The organism is Ralstonia sp. VS2407, assembly GCF_052950655.1.
Genome location: NZ_JBRFVG010000004.1, coordinates 62,091 through 80,644, shown reverse-complemented (window position 1 = coordinate 80,644; position 18,554 = coordinate 62,091). Strand labels below are relative to the sequence as shown.

Here is an 18,554-nt window from a genome sequence, read left to right as displayed (position 1 = left end):
AGCCTTTCACTGATCGTGCTTCAGATACTGATGGAAGCCTTGATCGGCGTAAGCGGCCAACGGCAGATCGTCGAGCAGCATTGCGGCATCGACCTCCGCGAGTTCGTCCACGCGTTGCTGCTGTTGCCACTGATAGATGCCTGCGAGTCCGGCCACCAGCGCGATGGTCGGCCAGAGCAAGCCGAGGCGACGCAGGACTGCGGCGGCGCGTTGCAGGGGGGAGGGCGTTTCGCCTTCCGTCTCGAAAGACATCGAGCCGACGCCCGGCATCGCCAAGGCAGGCGAGTGCACCGTGCTGGGCACTTCCGCTTTCTTGTGCGCAAGCGCCGTCCGGCGCGCCGCTGCGAGGCGGTCGCGTACGTCGGGCTGCAACTGTCCAGCCGACTCATTCAGAGCGGTTCGGACGGCATGCACAAAACGGCGTTCTCGGAGTTCTACCTTGTTCATAGTCGGATCCCTCGCGCCCGCAGCGCTTGGGCCAGGGCGTGTGTTGCCCGCGAGCAGTGCGTCTTTACGCTGCCCTCGGAACAGCCCATCGCCTGGGCTGTCTCGGCAACATCCATGTCCTCCCAGTAACGCATCAGGAAGGCCTCCCGTTGACGTGTGGGCAGCTTCTCGATTTCGCGTTCCAGGATTTCCAGCATTTGCGAGCGCTCGACTTTGTCGGCGCTGCTTTCAGCCGCTGTGGTGCCGGCTTCGCTTTCGATCAGTTCAAGCGGGTCGGTGTCATCGCCCTCGGCATCGGTGCGGAAGCTCGAGAACAGACTCACCCAGGTGTTGCGCACCTTGGAGCGACGAAACCAGTCGTGAATCGTGTTCTGCAGAATGCGCTGGAACAGCAGCGGCAGCTCGGCGCCCGGCTTGTCGCCGTATTTCTCGGCCAGCTTGATCATGGCGTCCTGCACGATGTCGAGCGCGGAATCGTCGTCTCGGACCGCGAAGACCGCCTGCTTGAAGGCGCGTTTTTCGACGCTTAAAAGAAAGGCCGACAGTTCCTGTTCAGAGGCCATACAACGGCGGGTGCGAATCCTGTGAGGCAGCCGCGCGAAAATTCACATTCACAGCATGTGATGATCACGCCGCGTGGCGTCAACGGCCTTGGCCGTGAAAAATGGTGCGATGCTAGCAAAAATGCGGCTCCGCGGACAGTCCGGCGGCCGGGTGCGCCGCCAGGAGAGGGGAGTCGCACCGGCGCTGGACCGCCATGCGGCATTGCAGTATTATCCTCGGTTCACAACATCTGTGGTTTGTCTCATCTGGCCGCCCATCAGGCGGACCATCCATGCAGACGCGCACCGCTCAAATCCGCGCCACAAGCCCGGTAGAGAGCATCCAAACAATTTTTTGCCGAAAATTGCAAAGGACTGACATGAATATGCCAAGCGCGGAATTTTCCCACGCCAATAGCGGTTCATCTGCCGACATGATGGGGGCTGACATCCTCGTCAATGCGCTCGCGGCAGAGGGCGTCGAGTTCGTCTGGGGTTACCCCGGCGGCGCGGTGCTCTATATCTACGACGCGTTCTACAAGCAAAACAAGATCGAACACATCCTGGTGCGCCACGAACAGGCGGCAGTCCATGCGGCTGACGGCTATGCGCGTGCCACGGGCAAGGTCGGTGTCGCCCTCGTGACGTCCGGCCCGGGCGTGACGAATGCCGTGACTGGCATCGCCACCGCTTACCTGGATTCGATCCCGATGGTGATCATCACCGGCAACGTGCCGACGCACGCCATCGGTCAGGACGCATTCCAGGAGTGCGACACCGTCGGCATTACCCGCCCGATCGTCAAGCACAACTTCCTGGTCAAGGACGTGCGCAATCTCGCCTCGACCATCAAGAAGGCGTTCTACATCGCCGCAACGGGCCGTCCGGGTCCGGTGGTGGTGGACATCCCCAAGGATGTCTCGCGCGAACTCTGCAAGTACGAGTATCCGAAGACCATCGAGATGCGCTCGTACAGCCCGGTCAACAAGGGCCATTCGGGTCAGATCCGCAAGGCGGTCAGTCTGCTGCTGCAGGCCGAGCGTCCGTACATCTATTCGGGTGGCGGCGTGGTGCTTGCCGAGGCCAGCGAAGAGTTGCGCCAACTGGCTGCGCTGACGGGGTACCCCGTGACGAACACGCTGATGGGCCTGGGCGCGTTCCCAGGCACCAGCAAGCAGTTCGTGGGCATGCTGGGCATGCACGGCACTTACGAAGCCAACATGGCGATGCAGAACTGCGACGTTCTGATTGCCATCGGCGCGCGGTTCGATGATCGAGTGATCGGCAGCCCGGCGCACTTCTCGTCGCAGCCGCGCAAGATCATTCACATCGACATCGATCCGTCGTCCATTTCCAAACGCGTGAAGGTCGACATCCCCATCGTCGGCAACGTCAAGGATGTGTTGCAGGAGATGATCGCCCAGATCCAGTCTGGCGAAGCCAAGCCCAACAAGACGGCGCTGGCCAAGTGGTGGGAACAGATCGAGCAGTGGCGCAGCGTCGATTGCCTGAAGTACGACCGTACCTCCGAGATCATCAAGCCGCAGTACGTGGTCGAGAAGATCTGGGAACTGACCAACGGCGACGCTTTCGTCTGCTCTGACGTCGGTCAGCACCAGATGTGGGCCGCGCAGTTCTACAAGTTCAACGAGCCGCGCCGCTGGATCAACTCCGGCGGCCTGGGCACGATGGGCGTGGGTCTGCCGTACGCGATGGGCATCAAGAAGGCATTCCCGGACAAGGAAGTTGTCACCATCACCGGTGAAGGCTCGATCCAGATGTGCATCCAGGAACTGTCGACGTGCCTGCAGTACGACACGCCGGTGAAGATCTGCTCGCTCAACAACGGCTACCTGGGCATGGTGCGCCAGTGGCAGGAAATCGAGTACGACAACCGTTACTCGCACTCCTACATGCAGGCATTGCCCGACTTCGTAAAGCTGGCCGAATCGTATGGCCACGTTGGCATGCGCATCGAGAAGACGTCTGACGTCGAGCCCGCGCTGCGCGAAGCCTTCCGACTCAAGGATCGCACCGTGTTCCTCGACTTCCAGACCGACCCGACCGAAAACGTCTGGCCAATGGTCCAGGCAGGCAAGGGCATTTCTGAAATGCTGCTCGGCGCGGAGGACCTCTAATGCGCCACATCATTTCCGTCCTGCTGGAAAACGAACCGGGTGCGTTGTCGCGCGTGGTCGGCCTGTTCTCTGCGCGTGGCTACAACATCGAGACGCTGACGGTCGCTCCGACCGAAGATGCCTCGCTGTCCCGCATGACGATCGTCACGACCGGTTCGGACGACATCATCGAGCAGATCACCAAGCACCTGAACCGCCTGGTGGAAGTCGTCAAGGTCGTCGACCTGACCGAAGGTGCGCACATCGAGCGCGAGCTGATGCTCGTGAAGGTGCGCGCGGTCGGTAAGGAGCGCGAGGAGATGAAGCGTACCGCGGACATCTTCCGCGGCCGCATCATCGACGTGACCGAGAAGACCTACACGATCGAGCTGACCGGCAACGGCAGCAAGCTCGACGCGTTTCTCGATGCCATCGATCGCACTGCCATTCTTGAGACCGTCCGTACGGGCGGCTCGGGCATCGGCCGCGGCGAGCGCATTCTGAAGGTTTGAGCCGGCGCGTGCACCCAGGGTGTAACTGCGGCCGGACCCCATCGATATTGAAGTATTTGAAAATTAGGACATCAACATGAAAGTGTTTTACGACAAGGACGCCGACCTCTCCCTGATCAAGGGCAAGAACGTCACCATCATCGGCTATGGCTCGCAAGGCCACGCCCACGCCCTCAACCTGAACGACTCGGGCGTGAAGGTGACGGTCGGTCTGCGCAAGAATGGCGCGTCGTGGAACAAGGCTGTCAACGCCGGCCTGCAGGTCAAGGAAGTGGCCGAGGCTGTGAAGGAAGCCGACGTTGTCATGATCCTGCTGCCGGACGAGCAGATCGCCGACGTGTACAAGAACGAAGTGCACGGCAACATCAAGCAAGGCGCTGCACTGGCATTCGCCCACGGCTTCAACGTGCACTACGGTGCCGTGATCCCACGCGCCGACCTGGACGTCATCATGATTGCTCCGAAGGCTCCGGGCCATACCGTGCGTGGCACGTACACCCAAGGTGGCGGCGTGCCGCACCTGATTGCCGTGCACCAGGACAAGTCGGGCGCCGCGCGTGATATCGCCCTGTCGTACGCCACCGCCAACGGCGGCGGCCGTGCCGGCATCATCGAGACGAACTTCCGCGAAGAAACCGAAACCGACCTGTTCGGCGAGCAAGCCGTGCTGTGCGGCGGTACCGTCGAACTGATCAAGGCTGGTTTCGAGACGCTGGTGGAGGCTGGTTACGCTCCGGAAATGGCCTACTTCGAGTGCCTGCACGAACTGAAGCTGATCGTCGACCTGATCTATGAAGGCGGCATCGCCAACATGAACTACTCGATCTCGAACAACGCCGAATACGGCGAGTACGTCACTGGCCCGCGCGTCGTGACGGAAGAGACCAAGAAGGCCATGAAGCAATGCCTGAAGGACATCCAGACCGGCGAATACGCCAAGAGCTTCCTGCTGGAGTACAAGGCAGGCCAGCCGACGCTGATCTCGCGTCGTCGCTTGACCGAAGAGCACCAGATCGAGCAAGTGGGCGCCAAGCTGCGTGCGATGATGCCGTGGATCGCCAAGAACAAGCTGGTTGACCAGACGAAGAACTGATTGTTCGCGCCTTGTGCGAGAAGAAGCCAGCCTCCGGGCTGGCTTTTTTTATGCTGAATCCGGGGCGCCAACCATTGTTTCAAGTGCTGGCGCGGCCCCGTGTCGGCTAGAATGCCGCATTTCCTTCAAGACGCTGTCGAGGTCTGATTTGAACAACACGTATCCGCATCCCATCATCGCCCGCGAGGGCTGGCCGTACCTGGGCGGGATTTTCATCGTCACGCTCATCGTGCAGGCTGCCGCCGGCTTCGGCTGGGCTTGGCCGTTCTGGGTGCTGACGCTGTTTGTGCTGCAGTTTTTCCGCGATCCGGCGCGCGTCGTGCCCACGCAGGCCAATGCGATTCTGTCCCCGGCCGATGGTCGCATCGTCGCCGTCGAGCAAGTGCGTGACCCGTACGCCGATCGCGACTCGCTGAAGATCAGCGTGTTCATGAACGTGTTCAACGTGCACTCGAACCGCGCGCCGGTCGACGGCACGGTGCAACAGGTGCAGTACTTTCCAGGCAAGTTCGTCAATGCGGACCTGGACAAGGCGTCGCTCGAGAACGAGCGCAACGCCATCGTGCTGCGCCGTGCTGATGGCCAGCTCGTCACTTCTGTGCAGGTAGCGGGTTTGATCGCGCGGCGCATCCTTTGCTATACCAAGGCAGGCGAAGCGCTCACGCGTGGTCAACGCTACGGCTTCATCCGCTTTGGCTCCCGCGTTGATGTGTACCTGCCGCTGACGGCACGCCCGCGCGTGACCATTGGCGAGAAAGTGTCCGCCACGCTTACGGTGCTTGCTGAGCTGGACTGATCCGGAGGTCACCATGCCCGCGTTCAACCGACGCAAGAAGCGCTTTACCGCTGGTAACGTGACGCACCTGCGTCCGCTGCGGCATAACCAGCCACGTGCGGATGACGACGACCTTGAGATCGTACGTCCACGACGCCGAGGCATCTATCTGCTGCCCAACGCGTTCACGACGGCCGCACTGTTCGCAGGCTTCTTCGCCATTGTTCAGGCGATGAACCTGAACTTTGAGACGGCTGCCATCGCCATTTTCGCGGCCATGGTGCTTGACGGCATGGACGGGCGCGTCGCTCGCATCACCAACACGCAAAGCGCGTTCGGCGAGCAATACGATTCGCTGTCCGACATGGTGTCGTTCGGCGTCGCACCGGCATTGGTCATGTACGAGTGGATCCTGCGCGACCTAGGCAAGTGGGGCTGGCTCGCGGCGTTCGTGTATTGCGCTGGCGCGGCATTGCGCCTCGCGCGCTTCAATACGAACATCGGGTCAGTCGACAAGCGCTTCTTCCAGGGCATGCCGAGCCCGGCAGCCGCAGCGCTCATCGCGGGTTTCGTCTGGCTGGCGATCGACAACAAGCTGCCGGTCAAGGAGCTGTGGATGCCGTGGGTGGCCTTCGGGCTGACGCTGTATGCAGGGCTGTCGATGGTGTCGAACGCGCCGTTCTACAGTGGCAAGGCGCTCGACGTTCGTCACCGCGTGCCATTTGGCGTGATGGTGCTCGTGCTCGTGTTGTTTGTCGTGATATCGAGCGATCCGCCGGTCGCGCTGTTTGGCCTGTTTGTTGGTTACGCGGTATCGGGCTATCTGCTGTGGGGCTGGCGTGCGCTGCACGGGCAACAGGGCAGCCCGCGCTTGCCGAAACAGGCATCGGGTGACTCGCATGAGTGACCGATGCGCTGCACCAATGTGCGCTTGCGCCGATTTTTGAATTCGTCTATAGTCGTTCGCATGCTTTCGCACCCGATTTCCATTCTGATTACGCTAGTCTCGATTGATGGCCTACTAGGTCGTCAGGTCGGGACACGCGCATAGGAAATCGCAAGACAAGGCAAGCAGAAACCGCCAAGTTTTCGCGAACCAGGATTCACAGCGCCCCGGCCTGCAACCATGCACGCCGGGGCGTTTTGCATTCTGCGCCGGAAAAAAAACCATTCGAGACATCCACTAAGACCGACGCCAAAAACGTCACCCCCACCAAGGAGCCGCCATGAGCGACAAACTCATCATTTTCGATACCACCTTGCGCGATGGCGAGCAGTCGCCTGGGGCGTCGATGACCAAGGAAGAGAAGATCCGCATTGCCAAGCAGCTTGAGCGGCTCAAGGTGGATGTGATCGAAGCTGGCTTCGCGGCCAGCTCCAATGGTGACTTCGAGGCAATCCGCGCGATTGCGCAGTCGGTCAAGGATTCGCGTATTTGTTCGCTGGCCCGTGCGAACGACCGCGATATCTCGCGCGCTGCCGAGGCGCTCAAGCCTGCCGGCCAGTTCCGTATCCATACGTTCATCGCCACATCGGCGCTGCACATGGAGAAGAAGCTGCGCATGTCGCCGGATCAGGTGTACGAGCAGGCACGCCTGGCGGTGCGCTTCGCGCGCCAGTTCACCGACGACATTGAGTTCTCGCCGGAAGATGGCAGCCGCTCCGACATGGATTTCCTGTGCCGCGTGCTGGAAGGCGTGATCGCCGAGGGTGCAACCACCATCAACCTGCCGGATACGGTGGGCTACGCGGTGCCTGAAGGTTACGCCGCGCTGATCCGCTCGGTGCGCGAGCGCATTCCGAATTCCGACAAGGCGGTCTGGTCGGTGCATTGCCATAACGACCTTGGCATGGCAGTCGCGAACTCCCTGGCCGCTGTCAAATTGGGCGGCGCGCGCCAGATCGAATGCACGATCAACGGCCTGGGCGAGCGTGCCGGCAACACCAGCCTCGAAGAGGTGGTGATGGCCGTGAAGACGCGTCGCGACTACTTCAACCTCGACGTTGGCGTCGATACCACGCAGATCGTGCCGGCGTCCAAGCTGGTCTCGCAGATCACCGGTTTCGTCGTTCAGCCGAACAAGGCTGTCGTGGGCGCCAATGCGTTCGCGCACGCTTCGGGCATCCACCAGGATGGCGTGCTCAAGGCGCGCGACACGTACGAAATCATGCGCGCCGAAGACGTGGGCTGGACGGCCAACAAGATCGTTCTGGGCAAACTCTCGGGTCGCAACGCGTTCAAGCAGCGTCTGCAGGAATTGGGCATCGAGCTGGATTCGGAAGCTGAACTGAACGCAGCCTTCACCCGCTTCAAGGAGCTGGCCGATCAGAAGGCCGAGATCTTCGACGAGGACATCGTCGCCATCGTTTCGAACGAAGCACAGCACAGCGAGGGCGAGCACTTCCGTTTTGTGTCGCTGGCCCAGCGTTCGGAAACCGGCGAGCGTCCGCACGCACGCGTCGTCTTCGTTGCGGACGGCAAGGAAGTGACGGGCGAGGCGGAGGGCAATGGCCCGGTTGACGCCACGCTGAATGCGATTGAGAGCAAGGTCGCTAGCGGCGCTGAGCAACTGCTGTATTCGGTTAACGCCATCACGACAGGCACGCAGGCACAGGGTGAAGTGACGGTGCGGCTGTCCAAGTCGGGCCGCATCGTCAACGGTGTGGGTACCGATCCGGACATCGTCGCGGCTTCGGCCAAGGCTTACCTTGCCGCGCTGAACAAGTTGCAGGACAAGAGCAGCGAAAAACTCAACCCGCAGATCTGATCTCGGGTACTACCAACACACGCAGGAGTCAGCCCAGACCCCAACACGATCACTACTGAGCGCGCAACCGGTTATCCACCGGAACGCGAAGCGGGTGCGGCGGCACCGGACACGTCAGGAGCGTGCGCCATGCCAGCCGTCTTTGAGAGCCATGTTTGTGCGATCCACGACATGGCCGACCCGAATGTCCGCGCCAGGCGACGCGCCTCGCGTGGATGTTGCCGTTCTGGCGTTGAGCGCTCGCTTACCGGCTCGAATCGTGATCGTGGTCGTACATCGGGTCCGGGCTGACTTGCGTGAGCCGCACGATACCGTCGCGGTCGAAATAGAAGTTCATCAACGAAGGCCACACACCCTCGTGCCTGAAGCGGTAGGACCACACCTGCCGATCCATCAGCCGGAAATAGGCGGTTTCCTCTGGCTTGCCGAACGTTTGCAGTACATCATTCCGCGTCGCCGTGCCGACACGGATCTGCGCAAAGTCCATCGTGGTCAGAATTTGCCGGAACGAGACGAGCTTGCCGCTCGCATCGAAGTCAGCGGCATACGTGAATTGGCCATAGGGCTGCGTCGGATATAGCCAGCGCGTGCCGCCATCCGCATGCGGATATCGCTCGGGTGGTTTGCCAAAGCGTGCCTCTACGGCAGAAGCGGGTTGGCCGAGCAGCGCTTCGCCTGTTTGCACGGGCGCCAGCACGGTGCACGCGCACATTGATATCAGCGTTACAGCGAGAAGCGCAGCGCTCCGCCATGTCGATCGAATGTTCACAATGGTTCTCCCGAGGTTTTCAGTGTAGGAGCCCGAGCGAGTGGCGCTGGCTTGTGTCGACATGCAGCGGCGCTTTACCATCCGCGCTTCACGGAGATTTTCCATGGTGTTTCGTTGGTTTGTGGCCGCGCTGGCGGCTGTGGGGGTGTGTGGCGCGGCGGCTGCCCAGCCTGAAGCCGCACCGATCCGGTTGGCGCTGATTGAAGGGTTGTCGGGCCCATTTGCCAATGCTGGCGAGGCAGTGGATCGCAATCTGCGCATGGCCATTGAGGATGTGAATGCGCGCGGCGGTGTGAAGTTGCCCGATGGCCGCCATCCGCTCGCGCTCGTGCGATTCGATAGCAAGAACGCCGTCGACGAATCGTTGCTGCAATTGCAGGCTGCCACGGATGCGGGTATCCATTTCGTTCTGCAGGGCAACAGTTCGGCGGCCGCGGCAGCATTGTCGACGTCGATTTCGCGCTACAACGACCGTCATCCAGGCGCGCGGGTGCTGTTTCTGAACTACGCCGCCGTCGATCCGGCGCTGACCAACGAGGCATGCAGCTTCTGGCATTTCCGCTTCGATGCGTCGGCCGACATGCGCATGCACGCGCTGACGGAAGTGATCCGCACGGACAAGGCCATCAAAAAGGTCTACCTGATTGGGCAGGACTACACGTTCGGTCGCCAAGTGGCGCAATTGGCCCGTCAGCAGTTGAGCGAAAAGCGGCCGGACGTGACGATCGTTGGCGAGGTTCTGCACCCGATCGGCAAGGTGAAGGACTTTGCGCCGTATGTGGCGCGCATTGCCGCGTCGGGTGCGGATACGGTCATCACCGGCAACTGGGGCAACGATCTGACCTTGCTGGTCAAGGCCGCCCGGGATGCCGGGCTCAAGGCGCGTTTCTTTACGTTCTACGGCAACTCGCTCGGCGCACCTGGCGCGATGGGCGAAGCAGGTGTCGGTCGTGTAGTGGCGGTGGCGGAGTGGCACCCGAACCTGGGTGGCGCCAAGTCCGATGCGTTCTACAAGGCCTTCCGCGCCCGTTACCCGTCGCCCGCCGACGATTACCCGCTGCTGCGCGACCAGATGATGGTCGACATGCTGGCCGCGGCCATAGAGCGGGCGGGTACCACGGAAGCTACCGCGGTGGCACGTGCGCTGGAAGGCGCATCACTCGACAACGGCTTCCATCGCATCACGCTGCGGGCGGAGGATCACCAGGCAATCCAACCGCTTATCGTCACGCAGATGGAACGAGCGGGGACGGCTGGTGTGCCTTTCGATATCGAGGGCTCCGGCTACGGTTTTCGTACGCTTAAAGTGATTCCTGCTTCGCAAGCCGCTTTGCCTACGACCTGCAAAATGGTGCGCTATTGAGCGGGATGACACAGAACTGTCGTCCGGGCGGCGTTCTGGGCTATAATCGCGGTCTTGCTGTCCGGACCGGTTTCGGATGGGGCGGCAAGATCATTGTTCAACACGGCACCAACGGCGGCTATTCAGGCGCTGCAGTGTCCGCAAGTCAAAGGAATCAAAATGTCCGTCGCTGACATCAAGAAGCAAGACATCGTCAAAGATAACGGCCGCAGCGCCAACGACACGGGTAGCCCGGAAGTGCAAGTTGCACTGCTGACCGCCCGCATCAACGAACTGCAGCCGCACTTCAAAGCGCACATGAAGGATCACCACAGCCGTCGCGGTCTGCTCCGCATGGTGAGCCGTCGTCGCCGTCTGCTGGACTACCTCAAGAGCAAGGACGCTGACCGTTACACCGCGCTGGTGGCGAAGCTGGGTCTGCGTAAGTAATGGTGGGTATCACGCACTGCGCGTGATGAAAAGTGCCTGCGTCAGCGTGCTGATGCAGGCATTTTGTTTTTGGCGGCCGCGTTTGTGGCCGCGCCGGGCAACCGGCGACTGATGGCAGCCGGCCAGTTCAAAATGAAGCGGCTGTCATGGACCGGAGGCGGCAGGAAGCAGGACCTTGTGTCATTCCAGCGCGGCGTTGATGCCAGCGTTGCACTGGAATGGCATAAAACACACCTCTGCAACCGCACCGTCTTCCGGAACGTGTTTGTCGCGGCGTAATGAAATCGACTTTGAATCGTCGGTGCCGCGAATACCGAACAGGAGAAAACATGTTCAACAAGATCGTCAAAGAATTCCAATGGGGCGGCCATAAGGTCCGCATGGAAACGGGTGAGATCGCCCGCCAGGCGAGCGGCGCTGTGTTGCTCGACATGGACGACACCGTCGTGCTCGCTACCGTGGTGGGTGCCAAGAACCCGAAGCCGGGTCAAGACTTCTTCCCGCTGACCGTTGATTACCTCGAGAAGACCTACGCTGCCGGCAAGATTCCGGGTGGCTTCTTCAAGCGTGAAGGCCGTCCGTCGGAAAACGAAACGCTGACCTCGCGCCTGATCGATCGCCCGCTGCGTCCGCTGTTCCCGGAAGGCTTCTACAACGAAGTTCAGGTCGTCATCCACGTGCTGTCGATCAACCCGGAAGTGCCGGCCGATATCCCTGCGCTGGTCGCTGCTTCGGCTGCGCTGGCTGTGTCGGGTCTGCCGTTCAACGGCCCGGTGGGCGCTGCCCGCGTGGGTTACAAGGATGGCCAGTACCTGCTGAACCCGAATCGTGCCCAACTCGCGCATTCGGATCTGGACCTGGTTGTGGCCGGTACCGAGCGTGCCGTGCTGATGGTCGAATCCGAAGCGCAGCAACTGTCGGAAGAAGTCATGCTGGGCGCCGTCGTGTACGGCCACGAGCAAATGCAGATCGCCATCAACGCAATCCACGAGCTGGTGCGCGACGGCGGCAAACCTGAGTGGGATTGGCAAGCGGCTCCGAAGAACGAAACGCTGACCGCCAAGGTTTCCGAGCTGGCCCTGGCCGATCTGCAAGCCGCTTACCAACTTCGCCAGAAGTCGGCCCGCAGCCAGAAGCTGAAGGAAGTCTACAAGTCGGTTGCCGCCAAGCTGGCCGAAGCCGGCGTGGAAGCCGACGGCGTGGAAGTCGACAATATCCTGTTCGAATTGGAAGCGAAGATCGTGCGCGGCCAGATCCTGAACGGCGAACCGCGTATCGACGGCCGCGACACCCGCACGGTTCGCCCGATCGAGATCCGTTCGTCGGTGCTGCCGCGTGCGCACGGCTCGGCCCTGTTTACGCGCGGTGAAACGCAAGCGCTGGTGGTGGCCACCCTGGGCACCAAGAGCGACGAGCAGATCATCGACGCGCTGCAAGGCGAGTATCGTGACCGCTTCATGCTTCACTACAACATGCCGCCGTTTGCCACGGGTGAAACCGGCCGCGTGGGCAGCCCGAAGCGCCGCGAAGTGGGCCACGGCCGTCTGGCCAAGCGTGCGCTGATTCCGGTGCTGCCGAAGGACGATGAATTCGCTTACACGATTCGTCTGGTATCGGAAATCACCGAGTCGAACGGTTCGTCGTCGATGGCTTCGGTGTGCGGCGGCTCGCTGTCGCTGATGGACGCTGGCGTGCCCATCAAGGCGCACGTGGCCGGCGTGGCCATGGGCCTGATCCTGGAAGGCAACAAGTTCGCCGTGCTGACCGACATCCTGGGTGACGAAGATCACCTGGGTGACATGGACTTCAAGGTTGCTGGTACCGACGCTGGTATCACCGCGCTGCAGATGGACATCAAGGTGCAGGGCATCACCAAGGAAATCATGCAGGTGGCACTGGCGCAAGCCAAGGAAGGCCGTCTGCACATCCTGGGCAAGATGCAGGCTGCCATGGGCGGCGCACGCACCGAGCTGTCGGAGCACGCTCCGCGCATGATCACCGTCAAGATCAATCCGGAGAAGATCCGCGACGTGATCGGCAAGGGTGGTTCGACCATCCAGGCGCTGACCAAGGAAACCGGCTGCACGATCGACATCCAGGAAGACGGCACGATCACCATCGCGTCGACGTCGTCGGAAGGCATGGCCGAAGCCAAGCGCCGCATCGAAGGCATCACGGCCGAGGCTGAAGTGGGCAAGATCTACAACGGCACCGTGCTCAAGCTGCTCGACTTTGGCGCGATCGTGAACATCCTGCCGGGCAAGGACGGTCTGCTGCACATCTCGGAAATCGCCAACGAGCGCGTGAACCAGGTTTCCGACTATGTGAAGGAAGGCCAGGCCGTGCGCGTGAAGCTGCTGAGCACCGACGAGAAGGGTCGCATGCGTCTGTCGATCAAGGCTGCCAAGGCTGAAGAAGGCGACGTGCCTGCCGCTGCACCGCAAGCACCGGGTGCTGGCGACGCTGCCTCGCAACAGCAGCAGCAACAACAGCAGTAAGCGAGCGGTTTTCGCCAAGAAAAACGGCTGGACGATGTCCAGCCGTTTTTTTGTTTACACTGCGTCGCGAGTTCCCCTCCCGTTGTCTCTTCGCGCCCCATCATGAGCCGCCTGTTCGAGCAAAACCGCATCGCTATCGTCTGGGATTTCGACAAGACACTGATCCCGCGCTACATGCAAGTGCCGCTGTTCGATCGCTTCAACATCGCCGAGCAGGCTTTCTGGGACGAAGTGGCCGCGGGCTCGCGCGAAATCGAATCACGCGGCCAGAAGGTCAACCACGAAACGTTCTACCTCAATGTGCTGCTGCGCCATGTGCGCGACGGCCGCATGGGCGGTCTCGACAACGCCACGCTGCGCGAACTGGGCGCCGAACTCGAATTCTTTCCCGGTGTGACCGATTTCTTCGAGCGCAGCAAAGCGTGGGTGCGCGACAACGCTGCCTACCAGGCGTTCGACATCAAGCTCGAACACTACATCGTCAGCACGGGCCTGACGGAGATGATCAAGGGCTCGCCCATCGCTCCATACATCGATGGCGTGTGGGGCTGCGAATTCCTGGAGGCGCCCGACAGAAGCGCAGACGGCCGGCGGGTCATCTCGGAAGTCATCTACGCCATCGACAACACCACCAAGACGCGCGCGCTGTTCGAGATCAACAAGGGTGTCAACAAGCACCCGGAAGCCGTGAGTGTGAATTCGTCGATTGCCGAGGATGAGCGCCGCGTGCCGTTCGCCAACATGATCTACGTGGCTGATGGACCAAGTGATATTCCGGCGTTTTCTGTCGCGCGCAAGGGTGGTGGCCGCACCTATGCGGTCTACAACCCCGAGAGCCCTCGCTCGTTCGAGCAGGCCGACAACTTGCGTGCCGATGATCGCGTCGACATGCTGGGCCCGGCCGACTATCGGGCCGGCTCGCCGACGGAGATGTGGCTGAAGTTGCATATCGGCAAGATCGCCGATGGCATCGTTCACGGCAAACAAGAAATCATGCGCGAAACCACGCGCGGCATTCCGCAGCACTTTGTCGAACCGAAGCGTAGCGTCTCGTAACGCGCGCGCAGCGTCGTAACCCTCATCCATCCGATTCCCATGAAAGCGATTGAAATCACCCAATACGGTGGCCCTGAAGTCCTGAGGCTTGGCGAGCGCCCAATGCCGGAGGCAAAGTCCGGCGAGGTGCTGATCCGTGTGCGTGCAGCGGGCGTGAACCGGCCCGATGTGTTCCAGCGCACGGGAAACTATCCGGTGCCGCCGGGTGCCTCCGATATTCCAGGGCTTGAAGTTGCTGGTGAGATCGTCAGTGGCGATCTGGCGCACGCCGATAATCGCTACGGCCTGAAGGTGGGCGATCGCGTCTGCGCGCTGGTGCAAGGCGGCGGCTATGCGGAGTTCTGCACAGCGCCGCTGGGCCAATTGCTGCCTGTGCCGGCCGGCTTGTCCGATGTCGAAGCCGCTGCATTGCCCGAAAACTATTTCACCGTGTGGTCGAATGTGTTCGACCGCGGCTTGCTGGGGAAGGGCACGCATGGCGCCGATGAAACGCTGCTCGTGCAGGGCGGCTCCAGCGGCATCGGCACGACCGCGATTCAGATCGCCTCTGCATTGGGTCACCGCGTGTTCGCCACCGCGGGCAGCGCCGACAAGTGCAAGGCCTGTATCGACCTCGGGGCCACGCGCGCCATCAACTACAAGACTGAAGATTTCGTCGAGATCGTCAAGGCCGAGACAGGGCGCGGCGCCGATGTGGTGCTCGACATGGTCGGCGGCAGCTATGTTGGGCGCGAGATTGCCTGCACCGCCGATGACGGCCGCATCGTATTGATCGCGTTGCTCGGGGGCGCCAAAGCCGAGGTGCCCTTGGGTGATATCCTGCGCCGCCGCATTACGCTGACCGGCTCGACGTTGCGCCCGCGTCCGGTTGCATTCAAAGCGGCCATCGCGGCCAATCTGTATGAAACGGTCTGGCCGTTGCTGGCCTCGGGGCGCATCAAGCCGGTCATCCACGAGGTCATGCCAGCCGCGCAAGCGGCGCAGGCGCACGCGTTGATGGAATCGAGCGCCCATATTGGCAAGATCATGTTGGTTTGGGATTGATTCCAAGACGTCAAAATTGACCCCGTTTTTGCCGCCACGGTAGAATGCCGGGTTTATTTGACAGTCGACCGGGCAAAACGTGAACGCAAGACCGAAGCTGGTGGTGGGCAACTGGAAGCTGCATGGCAGCCTGAGCGCGAACGCCGCGCTGCTTGAGCAGATCAAGGCGGCAGGCAAAACCAACGCCACGCTGGCCGTATGTGCGCCATTCCCGTACCTGGCGCAGTGCCAGTCCTTGCTCGCCGGTTCAGCGGTGGGCTGGGGTGCACAGGATGTGTCGGCCGAAACGCGAGGCGCCTTTACCGGCGAGGTGGCGGCGTCGATGTTGTCAGAATTCGGCTGCGGCTACGTGATTGTCGGTCACTCAGAGCGTCGCTCGTACCACGGCGAAACCGACGCGCAAGTGGCGACCAAGGCGCTGCGTGCACTGGAACATGGCATCACCCCGATCGTCTGTGTGGGCGAAACGCTCGCGCAGCGCGAAGCTGGTGAGACCGAGCACGTGGTCGCCCGCCAGCTGGATGCGGTGCTGGAAGCGCTGTCGGTTGAGCAACTGGGTCGTATCGTCGTGGCGTATGAGCCGGTTTGGGCAATCGGCACGGGCAAGACGGCAACCAGCGAGCAGGCGCAGGCTGTGCACGCATTCCTGCGCGCCCGTGTTGCTGCTCGCGACGCAGGTGTGGCGCGGCGCCTGGCGATTCTGTACGGCGGCAGCGTCAAGCCGGACAATGCCGGCGAGTTGTTTGCAATGGCGGACATCGATGGCGGCCTGATCGGCGGCGCATCGCTGAAGGCAGAAGAGTTCCTGGCGATTGGTCGCGCATAAACGACGGATCGAGTCGCCATGTTACGCATGTGCGACTGCAACATATTATTGAGAGAAACGAAATGGCAATTCTGAAGACTCTGCTGCTGGTGGCGCAAATTCTGAGCGCGCTCGGCGTGATCGGCCTGGTGCTTTTGCAGCACGGCAAGGGTGCGGACGTGGGGGCGGCGTTTGGCTCCGGCGCATCGGGTAGCCTGTTTGGCGCCACCGGCTCGGCAAACTTCCTGTCACGCACGACGGCCGTGCTGGCCACCGTGTTCTTTATTGCCACGCTGGCGCTGACGCTGATCGGCACCAACAAGGGCAGCGTGTCGGCAGGTGTGATGGGTTCGGTCGCGCCTGTTACGTCCACGGCCTCGGCCCCGGCCGCTTCGGCTCCTGCTGCCGCTCCGGGCGCTGCTTCGGCCCCGGCTGTACCCAAGTAATTTGATGTAATGACCGCGGCGTGCCGTTGAGGTTTTCCGGCGTGTCGCGAGGCATAAGATTTTTGTTTGTGCATTGAACAAAAGCGTTGCTTTGCGGTAGAATGCAAGGCTTGAAACAACGCGGGGAACGGCAAGGACGTTAAGTCTCAACCGGCTTCCTGATAAAGTTTCTTCCCCCAGCCGACGTGGTGAAATTGGTAGACACGCTATCTTGAGGGGGTAGTGGCGAAAGCTGTGCGAGTTCGAGTCTCGCCGTCGGCACCAATCAAATTCGGGGTCTGTTCAACGGGATGTTCCGCGCAGGCCCCTCCGCAAGACGACGCGCAGTTGAAGCGTCGTAAGGCTGCGGACCCGGCGCCTTCGATGGGGCGACAAGGCGCCGCCTGCGGGCAGTGCTGTTGCAACCATTCAAAAAGGCGGGCGTCCCTTGAACCTCGAAGCCTATTTCCCCGTACTGTTGTTCATCGTTGTCGGCGTTGGCCTTGGCCTTGCTCTGATGACCATCGGCCGAGTCCTCGGTCCGAACAATCCCGATCCTGACAAGCTCTCGCCGTACGAGTGCGGCTTCGAAGCATTCGAAGACGCGCGCATGAAGTTCGACGTGCGCTATTACCTCATCGCCATCCTGTTCATTCTGTTCGATCTGGAGACTGCGTTCCTTTTCCCCTGGGGCGTGGCGCTGCGTGAGATCGGCTGGCCTGGGTTCTTCGCGATGGGTGTGTTTCTTCTCGAGTTTCTCGTGGGCTTCGTCTACATCTGGAAAAAAGGCGCGCTCGATTGGGAGTGATGTGAAATGGCGATCGAAGGCGTACTCAATGAAGGCTTTGTCACGACCACCGCTGACAAGCTGATCAACTGGACCCGTACTGGGTCACTCTGGCCGATGACATTCGGCTTGGCCTGCTGTGCTGTCGAAATGATGCACGCCGGCGCATCGCGTTATGACCTGGACCGTTTTGGCGTGGTGTTTCGCCCGTCGCCGCGTCAGTCTGACGTGATGATCGTGGCTGGCACGCTGTGCAACAAGATGGCACCCGCGCTGCGCAAGGTGTATGACCAGATGGCCGAGCCTCGCTGGGTCATTTCGATGGGTTCGTGCGCGAACGGTGGCGGTTACTACCACTACTCATATTCTGTCGTGCGCGGCTGTGATCGCATCGTGCCGGTCGACGTGTACGTGCCGGGCTGCCCGCCAACGGCTGAAGCGCTGATCTACGGCATCATCCAGCTGCAGGCCAAGATCCGCCGCACCAACACCATCGCGCGCAAGGCCTGACATGACCGACAAGCTTGCCACCCTGAAGGCCGCGCTGGAGAAGGCGCTGGGCAATCGTGTTCAAAGCCTGACCGAATCGGTCGGTGAGCTCACCCTCGTGGTGAAGGCCGCCGATTATCTCGACGTCATGCGCACGCTGCGCGACGACGCGTCGCTCAAGTTCGAACAACTGATCGATTTGTGCGGCGTCGACTATGCCGACTATGGCGACGGTGCCTGGAACGGCCCGCGTTTTGCCGCTGTGTCGCATCTGCTGTCGATTACGCACAACTGGCGTGTCCGCGTCCGCGTATTCGCGCCGGACGACGACCTGCCGGTGGTCTCTTCTGTGACAACCATCTGGAATTCGGCTGACTGGTTCGAGCGCGAAGCATTCGACCTGTTCGGCCTGGTATTCGAGGGTCACCCGGACCTGCGCCGCATTCTGACCGACTACGGCTTCATCGGCCACCCGTTCCGCAAAGACTTCCCGGTGTCGGGTTACGTTGAAATGCGCTACGACCCGGTGCAGCGCCGCGTGGTCTACCAGCCGGTAACCATCGAGCCGCGCGAGATTACGCCGCGTGTGATCCGAGAGGATCAATACGGTGGCTTAAAGCACTGACGGCACTGAA

The 18,554-nt window shown here is 61.4% G+C and carries 19 protein-coding genes and 1 tRNA gene; 17 read left to right on the top strand and 3 right to left on the bottom strand.

The genetic code is table 11. The annotated features are described in order from the left end of the window. Positions 1–6: 6 nt before the first annotated feature. On the bottom strand, positions 7–447 hold the full coding sequence (locus ACU8YE_RS08245; RefSeq protein ID WP_446928493.1) for a DUF3619 family protein: 441 nt from the start codon (positions 445–447) through the stop codon (positions 7–9). Continuing rightward, complete coding sequence (locus tag ACU8YE_RS08240) at positions 444–1,010, bottom strand: RNA polymerase sigma factor (protein ID WP_232040474.1); 567 nt, start codon at positions 1,008–1,010, stop codon at positions 444–446. The genes ACU8YE_RS08245 and ACU8YE_RS08240 overlap by 4 nt, the downstream gene beginning before the upstream one ends. A gap of 359 nt (positions 1,011–1,369) precedes the next feature. Here ACU8YE_RS08240 and ACU8YE_RS08235 point away from each other — a divergent pair, with 359 nt between their 5' ends. The 6 genes from ACU8YE_RS08235 to ACU8YE_RS08210 all read left to right on the top strand — a co-directional run bounded on the left by ACU8YE_RS08235 (position 1,370) and on the right by ACU8YE_RS08210 (position 8,254). Then, positions 1,370–3,127 (top strand): acetolactate synthase 3 catalytic subunit, encoded by a 1,758-nt coding sequence (locus tag ACU8YE_RS08235; protein WP_045206179.1) that lies wholly within the window; start codon positions 1,370–1,372, stop codon positions 3,125–3,127. Then, on the top strand, positions 3,127–3,618 hold the full coding sequence (ilvN, locus tag ACU8YE_RS08230; protein WP_004630835.1) for an acetolactate synthase small subunit: 492 nt from the start codon (positions 3,127–3,129) through the stop codon (positions 3,616–3,618). The genes ACU8YE_RS08235 and ilvN overlap by 1 nt, the downstream gene beginning before the upstream one ends. Before the next feature lie 76 nt (positions 3,619–3,694). After that, positions 3,695–4,711 (top strand): ketol-acid reductoisomerase, encoded by a 1,017-nt coding sequence (gene ilvC / locus ACU8YE_RS08225; protein WP_004630832.1) that lies wholly within the window; start codon positions 3,695–3,697, stop codon positions 4,709–4,711. Between the two features lie 148 nt (positions 4,712–4,859). Then, on the top strand, positions 4,860–5,507 hold the full coding sequence (locus ACU8YE_RS08220) for a phosphatidylserine decarboxylase (RefSeq protein ID WP_092969549.1): 648 nt from the start codon (positions 4,860–4,862) through the stop codon (positions 5,505–5,507). Positions 5,508–5,520: 13 nt separating this feature from the next. After that, entirely contained in the window at positions 5,521–6,393 is an 873-nt protein-coding gene (pssA, locus tag ACU8YE_RS08215; protein ID WP_260801841.1) for a CDP-diacylglycerol--serine O-phosphatidyltransferase, read from the top strand. Positions 6,394–6,712: 319 nt separating this feature from the next. Next, a complete protein-coding gene (locus ACU8YE_RS08210) occupies positions 6,713–8,254 on the top strand; it encodes a 2-isopropylmalate synthase (RefSeq protein WP_232040472.1) in 1,542 nt (513 codons plus the stop codon). Positions 8,255–8,498: 244 nt separating this feature from the next. Here ACU8YE_RS08210 and ACU8YE_RS08205 read toward each other — a convergent pair whose 3' ends face one another. Continuing rightward, positions 8,499–8,966, bottom strand: a complete 468-nt coding sequence (locus ACU8YE_RS08205; RefSeq protein ID WP_260801840.1) for a hypothetical protein — start codon at positions 8,964–8,966, stop codon at positions 8,499–8,501. A gap of 160 nt (positions 8,967–9,126) precedes the next feature. Between ACU8YE_RS08205 and ACU8YE_RS08200 the strand changes: the two genes are divergently transcribed. From ACU8YE_RS08200 to ACU8YE_RS08150, 11 genes are all read left to right on the top strand, one after another. After that, on the top strand, positions 9,127–10,386 hold the full coding sequence (locus ACU8YE_RS08200) for a branched-chain amino acid ABC transporter substrate-binding protein (RefSeq protein WP_446928492.1): 1,260 nt from the start codon (positions 9,127–9,129) through the stop codon (positions 10,384–10,386). Between the two features lie 159 nt (positions 10,387–10,545). Continuing rightward, positions 10,546–10,815: a 30S ribosomal protein S15 gene (gene rpsO / locus ACU8YE_RS08195; RefSeq protein ID WP_012436069.1), complete on the top strand. Its 270-nt coding sequence runs from the start codon at positions 10,546–10,548 to the stop codon at positions 10,813–10,815. Positions 10,816–11,144: 329 nt separating this feature from the next. After that, on the top strand, positions 11,145–13,313 hold the full coding sequence (pnp, locus tag ACU8YE_RS08190; RefSeq protein WP_253537698.1) for a polyribonucleotide nucleotidyltransferase: 2,169 nt from the start codon (positions 11,145–11,147) through the stop codon (positions 13,311–13,313). A gap of 102 nt (positions 13,314–13,415) precedes the next feature. Further along, a complete protein-coding gene (locus ACU8YE_RS08185) occupies positions 13,416–14,369 on the top strand; it encodes an HAD family hydrolase (RefSeq protein WP_232040468.1) in 954 nt (317 codons plus the stop codon). Positions 14,370–14,408: 39 nt separating this feature from the next. Next, on the top strand, positions 14,409–15,413 hold the full coding sequence (locus ACU8YE_RS08180) for an NAD(P)H-quinone oxidoreductase (RefSeq protein ID WP_446928491.1): 1,005 nt from the start codon (positions 14,409–14,411) through the stop codon (positions 15,411–15,413). A gap of 79 nt (positions 15,414–15,492) precedes the next feature. Further along, positions 15,493–16,239 (top strand): triose-phosphate isomerase, encoded by a 747-nt coding sequence (tpiA, locus tag ACU8YE_RS08175; protein WP_446928490.1) that lies wholly within the window; start codon positions 15,493–15,495, stop codon positions 16,237–16,239. Positions 16,240–16,301: 62 nt separating this feature from the next. Next, positions 16,302–16,664 (top strand): preprotein translocase subunit SecG, encoded by a 363-nt coding sequence (gene secG, locus ACU8YE_RS08170; protein ID WP_045206187.1) that lies wholly within the window; start codon positions 16,302–16,304, stop codon positions 16,662–16,664. 179 nt (positions 16,665–16,843) lie between these two features. Then, positions 16,844–16,928, top strand: a tRNA-Leu gene (locus ACU8YE_RS08165). 163 nt (positions 16,929–17,091) lie between these two features. Beyond that, positions 17,092–17,451, top strand: a complete 360-nt coding sequence (locus ACU8YE_RS08160; RefSeq protein WP_004630810.1) for an NADH-quinone oxidoreductase subunit A — start codon at positions 17,092–17,094, stop codon at positions 17,449–17,451. Between the two features lie 6 nt (positions 17,452–17,457). Next, positions 17,458–17,940: a NuoB/complex I 20 kDa subunit family protein gene (locus ACU8YE_RS08155; protein WP_004630808.1), complete on the top strand. Its 483-nt coding sequence runs from the start codon at positions 17,458–17,460 to the stop codon at positions 17,938–17,940. A gap of 1 nt (position 17,941) precedes the next feature. Then, the gene (locus ACU8YE_RS08150; RefSeq protein ID WP_232040464.1) at positions 17,942–18,544 is read left to right on the top strand and encodes an NADH-quinone oxidoreductase subunit C; all 603 of its coding nucleotides are present in this window, start codon (positions 17,942–17,944) and stop codon (positions 18,542–18,544) included. The last annotated feature ends 10 nt before the right edge of the window (positions 18,545–18,554 follow it).

Bases quoted from the DNA above. Each gene is read 5' to 3' on its own strand.
- ACU8YE_RS08245 (WP_446928493.1), bottom strand. From the start codon at position 447: ATGAACAAGGTAGAACTCCGAGAACGCCGTTTTGTGCATGCCGTCCGA.
- ACU8YE_RS08240 (WP_232040474.1), bottom strand. From the start codon at position 1,010: ATGGCCTCTGAACAGGAACTGTCGGCCTTTCTTTTAAGCGTCGAAAAA.
- ACU8YE_RS08235 (WP_045206179.1), top strand. From the start codon at position 1,370: ATGAATATGCCAAGCGCGGAATTTTCCCACGCCAATAGCGGTTCATCT.
- ilvN (WP_004630835.1), top strand. From the start codon at position 3,127: ATGCGCCACATCATTTCCGTCCTGCTGGAAAACGAACCGGGTGCGTTG.
- ilvC (WP_004630832.1), top strand. From the start codon at position 3,695: ATGAAAGTGTTTTACGACAAGGACGCCGACCTCTCCCTGATCAAGGGC.
- pssA (WP_260801841.1), top strand. From the start codon at position 5,521: ATGCCCGCGTTCAACCGACGCAAGAAGCGCTTTACCGCTGGTAACGTG.
- ACU8YE_RS08210 (WP_232040472.1), top strand. From the start codon at position 6,713: ATGAGCGACAAACTCATCATTTTCGATACCACCTTGCGCGATGGCGAG.
- ACU8YE_RS08205 (WP_260801840.1), bottom strand. From the start codon at position 8,966: ATGTGCGCGTGCACCGTGCTGGCGCCCGTGCAAACAGGCGAAGCGCTG.
- ACU8YE_RS08200 (WP_446928492.1), top strand. From the start codon at position 9,127: ATGGTGTTTCGTTGGTTTGTGGCCGCGCTGGCGGCTGTGGGGGTGTGT.
- rpsO (WP_012436069.1), top strand. From the start codon at position 10,546: ATGTCCGTCGCTGACATCAAGAAGCAAGACATCGTCAAAGATAACGGC.
- pnp (WP_253537698.1), top strand. From the start codon at position 11,145: ATGTTCAACAAGATCGTCAAAGAATTCCAATGGGGCGGCCATAAGGTC.
- ACU8YE_RS08185 (WP_232040468.1), top strand. From the start codon at position 13,416: ATGAGCCGCCTGTTCGAGCAAAACCGCATCGCTATCGTCTGGGATTTC.
- ACU8YE_RS08180 (WP_446928491.1), top strand. From the start codon at position 14,409: ATGAAAGCGATTGAAATCACCCAATACGGTGGCCCTGAAGTCCTGAGG.
- secG (WP_045206187.1), top strand. From the start codon at position 16,302: ATGGCAATTCTGAAGACTCTGCTGCTGGTGGCGCAAATTCTGAGCGCG.
- ACU8YE_RS08155 (WP_004630808.1), top strand. From the start codon at position 17,458: ATGGCGATCGAAGGCGTACTCAATGAAGGCTTTGTCACGACCACCGCT.
- ACU8YE_RS08150 (WP_232040464.1), top strand. From the start codon at position 17,942: ATGACCGACAAGCTTGCCACCCTGAAGGCCGCGCTGGAGAAGGCGCTG.